This is a genomic window from Parashewanella sp. 2210YD4-3 (genome assembly GCF_056591735.1).
This window is the reverse complement of record NZ_JBWQOG010000015.1, coordinates 80,379-94,799: the sequence shown is the minus strand read 5'-3', so window position 1 is coordinate 94,799 and position 14,421 is coordinate 80,379. Positions and strand designations below refer to the sequence as shown.

At 39.5% G+C, this 14,421-nt stretch carries 13 protein-coding genes; 4 read left to right on the top strand and 9 right to left on the bottom strand.

Annotated features, from left to right (window positions below; all coding sequences use genetic code 11):
- Positions 1–306 precede the first annotated feature (306 nt).
- Positions 307–855 (bottom strand): D-glycero-beta-D-manno-heptose 1,7-bisphosphate 7-phosphatase, encoded by a 549-nt coding sequence (gene gmhB / locus AC1EU0_RS18160; protein WP_480304060.1) that lies wholly within the window; start codon positions 853–855, stop codon positions 307–309.
- Between the two features lie 138 nt (positions 856–993).
- Between gmhB and AC1EU0_RS18155 the strand changes: the two genes are divergently transcribed.
- The gene (locus AC1EU0_RS18155) at positions 994–2,331 is read left to right on the top strand and encodes an aminopeptidase P N-terminal domain-containing protein (protein WP_480304059.1); all 1,338 of its coding nucleotides are present in this window, start codon (positions 994–996) and stop codon (positions 2,329–2,331) included.
- On the opposite strand, the gene AC1EU0_RS18150 is transcribed toward AC1EU0_RS18155, so the two are convergent.
- The 4 genes from AC1EU0_RS18150 to AC1EU0_RS18135 are packed head-to-tail and all read right to left on the bottom strand — an operon-like array spanning position 2,302 to position 7,328.
- A complete protein-coding gene (locus AC1EU0_RS18150; protein ID WP_480304058.1) occupies positions 2,302–2,691 on the bottom strand; it encodes a hypothetical protein in 390 nt (129 codons plus the stop codon). The genes AC1EU0_RS18155 and AC1EU0_RS18150 overlap by 30 nt on opposite strands.
- A gap of 29 nt (positions 2,692–2,720) precedes the next feature.
- Positions 2,721–3,170 (bottom strand): GNAT family N-acetyltransferase, encoded by a 450-nt coding sequence (locus AC1EU0_RS18145; RefSeq protein WP_480304056.1) that lies wholly within the window; start codon positions 3,168–3,170, stop codon positions 2,721–2,723.
- A gap of 12 nt (positions 3,171–3,182) precedes the next feature.
- A complete protein-coding gene (locus AC1EU0_RS18140; protein ID WP_480304054.1) occupies positions 3,183–6,254 on the bottom strand; it encodes an efflux RND transporter permease subunit in 3,072 nt (1,023 codons plus the stop codon).
- 3 nt (positions 6,255–6,257) lie between these two features.
- Positions 6,258–7,328, bottom strand: coding sequence for an efflux RND transporter periplasmic adaptor subunit (locus AC1EU0_RS18135; protein WP_480304052.1), 1,071 nt, complete (start codon positions 7,326–7,328; stop codon positions 6,258–6,260).
- 73 nt (positions 7,329–7,401) lie between these two features.
- On the opposite strand from AC1EU0_RS18135, the gene AC1EU0_RS18130 reads away from it, so the two are divergent.
- Positions 7,402–8,376, top strand: a complete 975-nt coding sequence (locus AC1EU0_RS18130; RefSeq protein WP_480304051.1) for a LysR family transcriptional regulator — start codon at positions 7,402–7,404, stop codon at positions 8,374–8,376.
- Positions 8,377–8,386: 10 nt separating this feature from the next.
- On the opposite strand, the gene AC1EU0_RS18125 is transcribed toward AC1EU0_RS18130, so the two are convergent.
- The 3 genes from AC1EU0_RS18125 to AC1EU0_RS18115 form a co-directional block, all read right to left on the bottom strand.
- Positions 8,387–8,887: a GNAT family N-acetyltransferase gene (locus AC1EU0_RS18125; protein WP_480304049.1), complete on the bottom strand. Its 501-nt coding sequence runs from the start codon at positions 8,885–8,887 to the stop codon at positions 8,387–8,389.
- Positions 8,888–8,931: 44 nt separating this feature from the next.
- Positions 8,932–9,480 (bottom strand): NAD(P)H nitroreductase, encoded by a 549-nt coding sequence (locus AC1EU0_RS18120; protein WP_480304048.1) that lies wholly within the window; start codon positions 9,478–9,480, stop codon positions 8,932–8,934.
- A gap of 142 nt (positions 9,481–9,622) precedes the next feature.
- Entirely contained in the window at positions 9,623–10,222 is a 600-nt protein-coding gene (locus AC1EU0_RS18115) for an HvfX family Cu-binding RiPP maturation protein (protein ID WP_480304046.1), read from the bottom strand.
- Between the two features lie 523 nt (positions 10,223–10,745).
- Between AC1EU0_RS18115 and pflB the strand changes: the two genes are divergently transcribed.
- On the top strand, positions 10,746–13,031 hold the full coding sequence (gene pflB, locus AC1EU0_RS18110; protein WP_480304044.1) for a formate C-acetyltransferase: 2,286 nt from the start codon (positions 10,746–10,748) through the stop codon (positions 13,029–13,031).
- Positions 13,032–13,122: 91 nt separating this feature from the next.
- Positions 13,123–13,863 carry a pyruvate formate lyase 1-activating protein gene (gene pflA / locus AC1EU0_RS18105; protein ID WP_480304042.1) on the top strand — a complete coding sequence of 247 codons (741 nt, stop codon included), beginning with the start codon at positions 13,123–13,125 and terminating at the stop codon, positions 13,861–13,863.
- 16 nt (positions 13,864–13,879) lie between these two features.
- Here the strand turns inward: pflA and yfbV are convergent, their stop codons facing one another.
- Positions 13,880–14,362, bottom strand: a complete 483-nt coding sequence (yfbV, locus tag AC1EU0_RS18100) for a terminus macrodomain insulation protein YfbV (protein ID WP_480304041.1) — start codon at positions 14,360–14,362, stop codon at positions 13,880–13,882.
- Between the last annotated feature and the right edge of the window lie 59 nt (positions 14,363–14,421).

Here is a 14,421-nt window from a genome sequence, read left to right as displayed (position 1 = left end):
CCATCTTACCTAAGTAAGTTGATTTCGTTCCGTGCGGACTTCAATCATTGATAGAATTTTTGTTAGCATCCGAAGATGTTAACTGGATATTTCTATCTCTGCGAGTGTCCACACAGATTTGCTTGATACTTATTTTTAAAGAACAAAACCAAGTTGTTATCGACTTGATTGCTGACTCATCGTGTCAGTGGTTGCGCATTATAGAGAGTTCAGATTTGTTGGCAAGTGCTTTTTCTAAGAAAACTACACTTTTCGATTTAAGCGTTCACAAAACGCTCAAAACCCGCATTTTCAGCTAATTTTTGCTCAAATATTATCTTTTAACCACTGTGGTAGTTCTGCAATACTCTCGATAAGAGCCGATGCTTCACTAGTATCAGCTAAAGCTTTTCCTGTTTTAACTAATAGTCTGGTATTAACCCCAGCATTTTTGGCTGCAAGCATGTCATCATGCTTATCACCAATCATGACTGAGTTTTCTAAATCAATTTTTAAAAATCGTGCAGCAGAGATTAGCATTCCAGGTTTAGGCTTACGACAATCACAATCTGTTTTATATTCCTCTAATCCCTTTTCTGGGTGATGAGGACAATAATAGATACCGTCTAGCTCTACGCCTTTATCTACAAAGTTCCAGTCCATCCATTCAGTTAATGCATGAAAGTCATCTTCAGAATACATTCCTCGAGCGATTCCAGATTGATTAGTAACTACAACTAATTTGTAGCCCATTTGCTTTAACTCTTTGCAAGCATCAAATACGCCTTCTATGTATTCAAAGTCATCGACTTTATGTACATATCCATGATCGACATTGATCACCCCGTCACGATCTAGAAAAACTGCTTTATTCAAGCTCTACTCCAACAACACTAATTATCTTAATTACAAATATTATCCCATTGTGTGATTGTAAATGCACTGTGTTCTTTACCGTTGATATGCATATTGTATCCAACTATAGTGGTTCAAATTGGGAAAAGGACTTATATAATGGATACGATTTATAAATATCGTCGTGAACGATTACTGAAAGAGCTACCAGTGAATTCTTTGGTGATACTGGTCGGTTATCAGCAAAAGGTCAGAAGTAAAAACATTAAGTACCATTTCAGACAGGACAATGACTTCTTCTATCTAACAGGCTTTAACGAAGCCAATGCTTTTGCACTTATTAAAAAAGTTGGCAATGACAGCGTTTATTCCCTTTTTTGTCAGCCAAAAAATTCCGAGCTTGAAACCAGCTTTGGTTCTCGAGCAGGTATTGATGGTGCACTAACAGAGTTTTGTGCAGACAGAGCTTTTAATATTGATCAATTTGAGGAGCAACTGCTAAAAGCCCTAGATAAAGTTGAGCATGTTTTTGTCTCTGATGAGTCATTCATTGTTTCTCATCAAGTGATGAAGTGGGTAAACCAACAGCGTCATAGTGCCAAGTTTGATGTTATTAAGCAGTACAGAAGTGTGCAGCCTTTAGCTAAACATCTTCATCATCATCGATTAATTAAAAGCCCTCATGAAATTGACTGCATCAAAAAAGCCATTTCAGCTTCAGTCGATGGTCATCATACCGTAATGCAATATTGTCCTTTTGTAGAAAATGAATCTCAGCTCGCAGCTACGTTTATGCGAGCTATTGCTGACCATGGTTGTACTGAAGTCGCTTACCCAAGTATCGTTGCCAGTGGTGATAATGCCATGTGTCTTCATTATGAAGAAAATAACTCGATGCTTGATGAAAATCGTATGCTACTTATTGATGCTGGAGCGGAATACCAGATGTATGCTTCTGACATTACTCGTAGTTATCCTGTATCAGGCACCTTTTCTCGGGCGCAAAGCCAAATTTATAATTTAGTTTTATTGGCGCTTAATTCTGCTATAGAAAAAGTTACTCCAGGTTTAGCTTGGAATGAACTTTACGAAACTTGTATGACGGTACTGGCAAAAGGTCTCATTGAATTAGGCATATTAAAAGGTGAGTTCAATGAGGTAATGAACGCAGAATCATACAAACGTTTCACGGTTCACAAAACAGGTCATTGGCTAGGGATGGATGTTCACGATGTTGGCCCTTACCACGACAATAAAGGCAATTGGATACAACTTCAAACTAATATGGTGTTCACTATTGAACCGGGTATTTATATTCCTTCGGACGCTATAGACGTTCCCGAACAATATCGTGGTATAGCGGTGAGAATTGAAGATGATATTTTAGTCACTGAATCAGGTTGTGAAAATCTATCATCTGCAATTCCAAGGACAATAGAGGATATTGAAGCTATGATGAAATCAGGCTCACATATCAGCCATTTGCCAGTAGTTTAATCGCTTTTTAGGATCAGAAATAATTTGCGGGCATTTATCTTTATAGGCAGCCATTAACTCACTTAAGTTTTGTTTATCTGGCAATACACTCAGTAATGTTGATTTTGCAACATCGAACTTATCAATAGCATGACTATCGTATTTATTTGCGAGCCCAAATGCGATTTTATACTGGGCCTGCAATTTTTCAGCGACACCTTTCATCCTAGGAGCTTTCATATCACTCAATATGCCACTACTAATTTGATAATAAGCGGCACATTGAACTAATTCGTTTACAAGCTGAGATTCTGGAGATTTTGCGAAGCTTATTGTAGGGCACAATAAGCTGATTAAGATAACAGTTCTGAAAATATGCATAAATCAGCAACGCTATTATAAAAATCTCATCATACCACAAGGTGGAAGGATAGAAACTCTTGCTCCTGAACGAAACCATAATTGCGATACAATTTCTGCGCTAGCATGTTTTCTTGATGGGTCGCTAAAACTAATCTATTCACACCTTGGTCTTGAGCAAAGGCAATACAACGTTCAATTAATTTCCCCCCAACACCAACACAACGCGCATGCTGGCTAACGTATAAGTCATTTAAAATATAGATGGGTTTCATATTTACAGAAGAAAAACTCGGATATAGCTGAACAAAACCAAGTCCTATTCCGCTACTGTCAGAAGCAAGAAAGATCACCGAACTGTTGTCGGTGATCCTTTTCTCGATAAACTCTTGTGCAGAGTTCACATCGGATTCTTGATGATAGAACTGTCGATACTCATCAAATAACTTCGCAATTTGCTCTAATTGAGAGTGTGTAACTTGAGTAATCGAACAGTCCATTATCATTTCTCCTTAATATTCAGGGATTTTTATCCTAAAAAATATCGTATATAAGACAGGTAATATTATCAATGTTAGTACCGACGCAAATCCTAATCCAAATATAATGGTCACTGCCATTGAACCAAAAAATGCATCATTTAATAGTGGCAGCATACCCAACATCGTAGTTAGAGCAGCCATTAACACTGGCCTTACTCTGCTTACTGCTGAGTCCATCACAGCGTAATAAGCATTTTTGCCACTTTCTAACTCAATATTAATTTGATCTACGAGTACGATACCATTCTTGATCACCATCCCCGTTAAGCTTAATAAGCCAAGTAAGGCCATGAAGCTAAACGGTGCATCAAACAATAATAGACCGGCAACAATACCAATTAATGACAATGGAACCGTTAACCAAATCACCAACGGTTGTCTGACTGAATTAAAGAGTAGTACCGTGATCAAAAACATCACTAAATAGCCCATTGGTATTGAGCTAAACACGGCGGCTTGCGCATCACCCGCCGTTTCATACTCTCCGCCCCACTCTAGCTTATAGCCATGTGGTAATGGAATCGCTTCTACTTGTGTTCTAATTTTGCGGAATACCGAGTCTGCAGTTTCACCTGAGCCCACTTTAGGATCAGCCATAACCGATATCATACGTTTTCGAGCTTGACGAATGATAAGCGGATTTTCCCATACCGATTTAAACTCTGTGACTACTTGAGTTAACGGCACATAGCTATTGGTCTTTTGGCTCCAAATTTGTACTTTAGATACGCTATCGATATCTTTTCTGTCTTCGTCTGAACCACGAGCAATAACAGGGTAAATATGACTTGTGTCTCTAAAGCTACCAATGACTCGACCGCTAAAATGTGTAAGAAGCGCATTATCAATATCTTCTTTGGTGATCCCCAACTCATGTGACTGAGCATTAGCTATTTGTGGACGAACAATTCTGACTTGATTACGCCAATTGTGCCTCACATTATCCGCCGTAGGCTCGTTTCGTAGAATAACTTCGGCTTTCGCGGCTAAAGAGCGAAGCACCTCTGGATTATCACCATAAAATTTAGCTTCAATTTTTGCTGCAGGCGATGGGCCATTCTCAAGGTTCTTCAGTCTAAATTGGGCTTCTGGATAATGAACTCTTAGATAATGCTCTAGTTTAGGCATAAAGGCATACAACTGAGGTAAACCTTTCATTTCAACAATGAGCTGCGAATAAGCGGCATAGCCTTTTTCGGGAACATAAGGCAATACAAATCGTTGCGCCCCTTGGCCGATTACAGAAGTTAAGTTAACTAAGCCGTCATCGTGCTTGGCTTCTTTTGCCAATAAGTCTTTTTCTAATTTAGAGATAAAAGCTTCATTCGCTTTAACATCTGTTCCTTCTGGCAACCAAACATCAACAAAGAAAATAGGCGTATTTGAAGCAGGAAAAAAAACATTTTTGATGTACCCGAAACCAGATACGGCACCCAATAAAGCTGAAACGACTAGTACAATCGTCAAGGTACGATGGTGAATGGCTTTGCCTAATACAAATCGGTATATCGTAAATACTATTCCTTTATATGGATCTTGCTCTTCTCCCTCAACCTTAACTCCGTCTTTAAATGCAACATTACAAAAGAAAGGCACCAAGGTCATGGCCGTGATCCAACTGATGAACAGGGAGATACATAATACATAAAACAATGAGCGACAAAATTCGCCAGCCGCATTTTCTGCTAAGCCAATTGGTGCAAAAGCGATAATTGCGATAACCGTAGCGCCTAACAAAGGCCATTGGGTTTGGGTAACAATTCCTTTTGCAGCTTCTAAACGGGTTTGTCCACGTTTTAAGCCAATGATTATTCCTTCGGTAATAACAATGGCGTTATCCACCAGCATACCTAAAGCAATAATAAGCGCTCCTAACGAAATGATCTGCAACTGAATATCCATGACTTTCATGACAATGAAAGTGCCTAAGATAGTCAGTAGCAAAATAAGCCCCATCAGGATTCCCGATCTCACTCCCATGAATATCAGTAAAACGGCTATGACAATAGCGACTGATTCCGCAAGGTTAATAACAAACCCTGTTACTGTCTTTTCAACGACTGTCGACTGGTCATAGATTTTATGTAACTTCATCCCCACTGGTTGGCGATCTTTAAGCTCAACAATTCGAGCTTTAACGGCTTTTCCCACATCAACGACGTTGACGCCAGAAGCAAATGCGATCCCCACAGATAACGCATTTTCACCTTCGTTGTGATAAAGCACACGTGGTGTTTCCGAATAATCTTTATAAACTTTGGCGATGTCTTTTAAATAAACCAGCTTTTTACTGTTAGGAGGGCTAACTAATAGATTTTCAAGATCAGTAATATCTTTAAATTCACCAGTAGGATGGATGCGAATACGTTGTGTCCCCATAAGAACACTACCGGCATTAGAAACCACATTTTGCTTAGCGATGGCGCTATAAAGTAAGTTTGGGTTAAGACCTAAACTTTTCATTTTCTGCTGAGATATCTCCACGACAATTTGTTGTGGAGTATTGCCAGCAACCGATACTTTCTTTACTCCTTCTACCAGTACTAGTTCACGACGAAGAAAATCGGCATAGTTCTTCATTTCTCTTGAGTTATAACCATCACCGGTAAGGTTATAAAGCAAACCAAAAACATCACCAAAGTAGTCAATCACTTGAGGCTCATAGGCTCCTTTAGGAAGCTGACCTTTCAAATCATGAACCTTTCGTCTTACTTCATCCCATACTTGAGGGAGCTTATCTTTGTCATAAGAGTCATAAACTTCAATTTCGATTTGCGACAAACCAGCACTATTGATGGATTTTACTTTTTTCACCGCGTCCATTTGTTGAAGCGCATCTTCAATCGGAAGCGTGACTTCTTCTTCCACTTGCTCTGGCGATGCACCAGGGTAAGCGGTATTAACGAGTGCTTGTTTAATGGTGAACTCTGGAAACTCTAACTGCCCAAGCCCTGTAAATGAAATCACGCCACCAACAAGCAAAATCAGTGCAAACATCCATGAGATGACTTTATTGTTTATCGAATATTCCGCAATATTCATCTGTTAAACCCCTCTTTCCCACTTTAACGGTTTAACATTTTGTCCATCGATTAACTCATTGACGCCAGCTGTCACAATTTGTTCGTTTGCAGAAACGCCGCTAATGACTTCAATTCCATTTTTCTTAATATTCCCGAGCACCACTTTTCTGAGATTTACTTTTTCATCTGCAAACACCCAAACAGCACTGTGCCCTGACTCATCACTTTTAAAGACAGAAGTAAGTGGAATGATAGGGTGTATTTTATTAGCTTGATCTGATGGCAGTTCAAAAGTAATTTCTGCTGTCATCCCCGGTAAAAGCGTTACATTTTTAGGTTGAGCCATGCTGTAAACCACTTCATAACTTTGTGTTCCTGAAGTGACTTGAGTGGCAAATTCTTTTAAAGAAACAGGAAAAGACTCGCCAGAAAAATGCGTTGTTGCTTTTATTGATTTATAACGCTCATTGCTGATGTAGTTTGCAACAATCAGCTCAGGAATTTGAACTGCTAAATCCACTGTATCATTTTTTTGCAAAGTCAAAATGGCTTGGTTCGCACCAACAACTTGGTAGTTATGAATATTGACCTTAGCAACTATGCCATCGAAAGGCGCATATAAATTGGTGTAACTCAGCTGATCTTTTGCTGAAGCCAGTGCCGCTTTGACTGATTTCAATTTTGCTTGAGCAACATCAAATTCGGATTTCGATATGAGCTTCTTAGTCAACAGTTTTTGTTTACGCTTATAATCTAAAGACGCCAGTTCATAATCTGCTTCGCGATTTTTTAAGTTGTTCTTAGCATCCTTCTGCTCAAGCTTTGCTAACAATTGCCCTTTTTTGACCTTTACCCCTTGAAACGGTGGTCTTTGTTCAAGTACCCCTGCGATACGAAAAGATAAATCAGCTTCTAAGTTTGCCGTTACTTTAGCTGGAAAACTCCTTTGAGTTAATTGCTCCGAACTAGGAATGGTATAGAGCTTGACCGGTTGGACAACATGCTGTTCTGTGACTGGTTGCTCTTCATTTCCACAAGCAGTAAGCCACGCTGTAGCAGTAAGAATAAGTACCGCATTGAGCGCTGATTTCATAGTTAGTTTTCCAGAATTTAAAGTAATAGCCCTAAAGTATACTCAAGAGTGCTGTTGCACAAAATGGAGTTTAATGGGAACATCTGTTGCAATAATTGAAACAAAAATAAAAATTATGAAAACTGAAGATATCGCGCTATTTCATCGAATAGTTGAGTCTGGCGGTATAAACGAAACCGCTAATTTACTTTCAATTCCCAAATCGACCGTAAGCCGACGTCTAAAAGCCTTAGAAGAAGAGTTAAAGATCAAGCTTTTTCATCGCTCTGGTCGCGAACTGGCTTTAACAACGGCTGGGGGTAATTTTTATCAAGCATCGCTCACAACTTTAAAGGAATTAGAGCAAGTAATTTGTGACCTTAGCCACGAACATGCCCCTTTAACAGGTAATTTACGAATTCAGGTATTTCCTATCCCAAAGATGCCAACCTTGTTTAATATCGTTTTGGCGTTCATGGAGTTACACCCTCAACTCGATGTCGAGATATTTACCTCTCCTGAACCGCTAGATATGATCAAATACAATTTAGATGTGGCGTTTCGTATTGATAAGCAAACGGAAAATGCCAACCTTATAGCAAGGCCATTGTTTGAATCAAAAATACACTTTTACGCCAGCCAAGCTTATATTGATGCACATGGTGCCCCTAATGACATTACCGAAATGCCAGAGCATAACTTCATTGTTTATCGCTTTTTAGATTCAAGTGCCATCAATGAACTGCCTGAAATAGATAATATTGCTGGAGTAAAAATTAAAGGCAACATCCATACCAATAATATTTCTTTTGCGAGGCAAGCCGCCTTAGCTGGAAAAGGGATTGTTTGCTTACCAGAGGAATACGCTAAACAAGATGTTAGCAATGGAAAACTCATTCGACTTTTATCTGAGGTTAGCTCTTTTACAAGCCAGTACAATATCGTTTATCCGTCACGCTCATTTCTAAGTCTTTCTGCGGGTAAGTTCATTGATTTTGTTTTACAAGAAATCGATAAACTAAGTATTGAAGATAAAAAAAGAATCCCAGAAGAAAGGCAGTGGCTTTAAATGAAGCCTTCTACCCCATTAAATCCATATACTCTTCTTCACCGGGTAACATGATGTCACGTATATACCTAAGCCCGAGTCCACTTAATACAGCTTTAGAGCCAGGGTTATCTGGCCTAACGACAGCCATTATTCGATGAACTTTAAGTTTATCGTAACCATAGCGATAGATAGCTTGGGCAGCCTCTCTCGCGTAGCCATTACCCCAATAACAAGGTAAATAGGCATAGCCAATTTCAACAAAAGGCAAAAACTCTCGTTTAGTTAAGCCACATAGCCCAATTGCTTCGCCAGTAGAGATAAGGCTGACATGAAATAGACCAAATCCATATTGCTGATAACTGGTCTTTGGCCCATTCATAATATAGGCTTTGGCATGCTCCAGTGTTCGAACCTTATTGTCACCAATGAATCGAATATAGCCTGGCGTATTAACGATACGAAAAATAAACTCTAAATCGGATTCTTCAACCCGTCGAATGGAAAGTCTTTCAGTCGTCAGAAACGCCATAAATACTGCCTTTATATCTCAACCGTCATTCAAGTATGGTTCGGTTATATATATCTCGCAAAGTCAGCACCCGATTTATTGGGTTTAATTGGAGCTTGAACGGCTGGAGTACCGAGATATAAAAAACCTACTATTTGTGAACTCTTATCTATCCCTAATTCAGCTTTAACCGTATCGTCAAAGGCGTAACTTCCCGTTCGCCAAATTCCACCCAAACCTTGAGAAAATGCGGCTTGTTGCATCGCCATCACACTGCAGCCTGCCGTTATAGTTTGCTCAACTTCTGGCACTTTAGGGTGTTCTGAATAATTCGCTACAACCGTGATAACCATTGGCGCTCGAAATGGCAATTTAGCCGCCTTTTCAATCACTGCTTCATCAGCACCTTTAGCAATCGCGGCTTTCTTGTAAATTTCAGCTAAACGCTCTAACCCATCTTCTTTAGCGATAATGAATTCATAAGGTGAAAGACCTGCGTGATCAGGCACTCTAACTGCGGCATCTAAAATAAACTGTAACTGCACTTCATTTGGTGCTGGAGCAACAAGTCGTGGCGTTGACTGCCGAGTCAATAAAAGTTCTTTTGCATTCAAAATAATACCTATAAACAACTGAATGTTAGTTGAACGTTAATATACTCTATTTTCACTGTCACAAATACAAAAATACCTGCCCAACATTAGTTGAAAGCAGGTATCTAATTTAAACCGATTCAATGATTAATTTAACTAAATCTTAATTAACCTTTGGACAGAATTTTTTGCCAATAAAATAATCAACACTGGTATAGCGACCACCCCCCATGACTAAAAGAGCAAACAACATAATGAAATAAGTCATAGCAAACTCAATACCATTGTTTAGGATCACAAAGTTCCCCGAAGAAGTTAACCACTCATAGTTACCATGCTGTTGTAAGATTTCTTTGGCTCGTTGAAGTTTTTCAGCCGCAGCGAGAACTTGATCATGCGCTAACCATGAACTTGGATCAGCAATGGCTAACCAACCATTTTCCCAATGCACACTGAAAGCAGCTACGAGCATAGTGACCATTAAAGGTACAGCTATCACTCTTGTGAGTAAACCAATCAACAGTAGCACACCACCTATCAATTCTGCCGCTACAGCCAATCCAGCCATTACAGCAGGTAATGGTAATCCAAGTCCCCAATCAGGGTTCCCAAACCAAGCAACAGTATCACTAAAGTGAGCATATTTATTATAACCTGCCTGTATTAATACTGGGGCTAAGTAAATGCGCAACATTAAGGGGGCTAAGCCTTCAATACATTTTATAGAATTTAAAAATTTGTGATAATAATTAACGATGAACATATGCATTCCTTGTTGTTGAAACAGTCACGTCTGTATCAAACACCAAAATATTATAGGACTATATACCCAGACCTTGATAAAGAGACATTTCTTTCATACTGCTAAAGGAAAATATAGTCAGCTTTTCATTTATTGCTTTTTTCATCAGCTATCAAGAATTACTGTTTTAACTCTAATTGCACCACTTGCAATGCTCTAAGTTGATCACATTTGAGTGCGGATTGGTATTATTTACCAATTGAACAATCAAAAATCTCTAAAAAATGATACCCAGATAACAAACTTTTCCAAAATATATAGGTAATTTGATCTATAACCATTTACGACAAAATTAACTGTGGTAGCATCAAATACACAGAATGGTAAGACCAATTAACCAAAACTCTATTCAACTCATTTTAGAATCGTTTTTTATTGAATAATGTGTTTTGGATAAAAGAATTCATAATTTTGATAGGCATTGAGACTTATACAACCTTTAGCCTATCAGTCATTTTTAACGATAAAGCTTATAGGTAGATGTATGACAACCGAAAAAACTGAGCTATTTCAACAAGCCTGGGAAGGTTTCTCAAGTGGTGATTGGAAGTCCGAAGTCAATGTTCGTGACTTTATTCAAGCCAACTATACCCCATATGAAGGCGATGAAAGCTTTCTAGCTGACGCAACAGAAGCGACTTCAACACTTTGGGCAAAAGTGATGGAAGGCATTAGTGAAGAAAACCGTACTCATGCTCCTGTAGATTTCGATACTGATAAAATATCAACCATCACCTCTCACGATGCAGGTTACATCAACAAAGATCTTGAAACCATTGTTGGTTTACAAACTGATGAACCACTCAAACGCGCCATTTTGCCAAATGGTGGTATTCGTATGGTTGAAGGTTCTTGTAAAGCTTACGATAAAGAATTAGATCCAACCATTAAATACGTATATTCAGAGCTGCGTAAAACACACAACCAAGGTGTGTTTGATGTTTATACTCCTGAAATTCTAGCTTGTCGTAAGTCAGGTGTTCTTACTGGTTTACCAGATGCTTATGGTCGTGGTCGCATCATCGGTGACTACCGTCGTATCGCACTTTACGGCATCGATTACTTGATGAAAGACAAGTACGCACAGTTCCAATCATTACAAGCACAATTTGAATCTGGTGAAGATGTTGCAAACGTAATGAACTTACGTGAAGAGATTGCAGAACAACACCGTGCTTTAGGTCAAATGAAAGAAATGGCTGCTAAGTATGGCTGTGATATTTCAAGACCAGCTATTACGGCTAAAGAAGCTATCCAATGGACTTATTTTGGTTATCTAGCTGCTGTAAAAAGCCAAAACGGTGCAGCGATGTCTTTAGGTCGTACTGCAAGCTTTTTAGATATCTACATTGAACGTGACTTGAAAAATGGCGTAATCACAGAGCAAGAAGCACAAGAAATGATTGACCACATGGTCATGAAGCTGCGTATGGTTCGCTTCCTTCGAACACCTGAATACGATGAATTATTCTCGGGCGATCCAATCTGGGCGACTGAATCTATCGCAGGTATGGGCTTAGACGGCCGTACTTTGGTCACCAAAAACAGCTTCCGTTTCTTGAACACGCTATACACCATGGGAGCAAGCCCTGAGCCAAACATCACAGTATTGTGGTCAGAAGCACTGCCTCAAGCGTTCAAAGAATACTGCGCAAAAGTCTCTATCGATACCAGTTCAATCCAGTACGAAAACGACGACTTAATGCGTCCTGACTTCGAATCTGATGACTATGCTATCGCTTGCTGTGTAAGCCCTATGGTTGTTGGAAAACACATGCAGTTCTTCGGTGCTCGTGCAAACTTAGCGAAAACCATGCTTTACGCCATCAATGGCGGTATTGATGAAAAATCAAAAGCACAGGTTGGCCCTAAAGCGGCACCGATGACAGACGAAGTATTAGACTTCGATAAAGTGATGACTAGCTTAGACGGTCTGATGGACTGGTTGGCAACTCAATACGTGACTGCATTGAATGCTATTCACTTTATGCACGACAAGTACAGCTACGAAGCTGCGCTAATGGCTCTGCATGATCGAGATGTTCGTCGTACTATGGCTTGCGGTATTGCAGGTCTATCTATCGCAGCCGATAGTTTATCCGCCATTAAATACGCACAAGTTAAGCCAATCCGTGATGAAAACGGCATTGCAGTTGATTTTGAAATTGAAGGTGAATATCCGAAATTCGGTAATAATGATGCACGTGTTGATGATATTGCTTGTGATCTTGTTGAACGCTTTATGTCTAAGATCCGTAATAAGAAAATGTACCGCGACGCAATCCCAACGCAGTCGATCTTAACCATTACTTCAAACGTGGTATACGGTAAAAAAACTGGCAATACTCCTGATGGTCGTGAAGCTGGTGCTCCATTCGCTCCAGGTGCTAACCCAATGCACGGTCGTGATGAAAAAGGCGCAGTAGCTTCATTAACGTCTGTTGCTAAACTGCCATTTTCACACGCTCAAGATGGGATTTCTTATACCTTCTCTATTGTGCCTAACGCATTAGGTAAAGATGAGACGGGTCGCCGTAAGAACCTAGCGGCGCTAATGGACGGTTACTTTAATCACAAAGAAGGACATGAAGGTGGTCAACACTTGAATGTCAACGTGCTAAACCGTGAAATGCTTGAAGATGCCGTGGTTAACCCTGATAAGTATCCTCAGCTAACCATCCGCGTTTCTGGTTATGCCGTTCGCTTTAATGCGCTAACACCAGAGCAACAACAAGATGTAATTACTCGTACTTTCACTAGTAACTTGTAATATGATTACTGGCCGGCAGCATCTGTCGGCCTTTTAGTGTTTTTTGAAATAAGCTCTATTCCAAAAAACATTCAGTTTATAGGACTTTTTAATGGCAACTACAGGTCATATTCATTCAGTGGAATCTTTCGGTACTGTTGATGGACCAGGCATACGTTTTATCACCTTTCTTCAAGGTTGCTTGATGCGTTGTCAATATTGTCATAATCGTGATACATGGGATCTCGATGGTGGTAAAGATATTGAAGTTGAAGAACTGATGGAGCAAGTCCTTAGCTATCGCTCTTTTCTTGATGCCAGTAATGGCGGCGTTACCGCCAGTGGTGGTGAAGCTATATTACAGCCTGAATTTGTCGCCGAATGGTTTGCTGCGTGCAAAAAAGAAGGTATTCATACTTGTTTAGATACCAATGGTTTTGTTCGTAAATACACCAAAGCTATCGATGATATGTTGGATAATACTGATTTAGTCATGCTCGATATCAAGCAAATGGATGATGACAAGCACATTTTGCTAACCAAAGTAAGCAATCATAGAACACTTCAATTTGCTGAGTATCTAGCAAAACGCCAGCAGCCAACATGGGTAAGATATGTGGTTGTAGGCGGCTATACTGATGATATTCAATCTGCACAAAAACTGGCTGATTTTATCAAACCAATGAAAAACGTAGAAAAGGTGGAGTTGCTTCCTTACCATGAGCTAGGTAAACACAAATGGGAAGCATTAGGAGATAACTACCAACTAGATGCTATCTCCCCACCATCGAAAGAAACCATGGAAGAAGTAAAAAAAGTCTTTACCAATATGGGAATTAATGCTGTTTATTAATGTAGAAGGAAGAGCATTAAAGCTCTTCCCAATAGCTATTATCGAGCCGTTCGAACGCAACCTTTAGTAAAACGGCCATATCAAAGTAGCACGCTTTAGAAGTTAAAGGTTTGCATTCCACACCAGCCGCTGAGATTTTTTCAGAAAGCTTTTGCCCCCAACTAAACAGAGACAAAGGCAAAGGATGTTTAGCTCGCCAACCTAACCAAATTAACCCTTGGATTGGAAGGCTTAAAAAGAACAAAGAATAGATTATCGCTTGCGGAAGTGCATCCCAGCCAACGATATACAGTTGAGTAGCACTGACCAAAACAGCAATTAAAGGCATTGAAAAAATAGCAATTTGTGTTGCTTTAACAACACGATATTCAGGAAAAAAATAACCGAGTTGTTTAACCATTGGCCAAGTTTTCATGTAACGATAGCCATCACGTAATTTTGTAAAAAATTTCACGGTTAAAACACTCTCCCAAAAAGACAACTCTACTGAGAATAGCATAGGTAGACCCTGCTCTGTAAGCTGTCTTAAAACGATTTAATCAATTGGGGAATTATGTG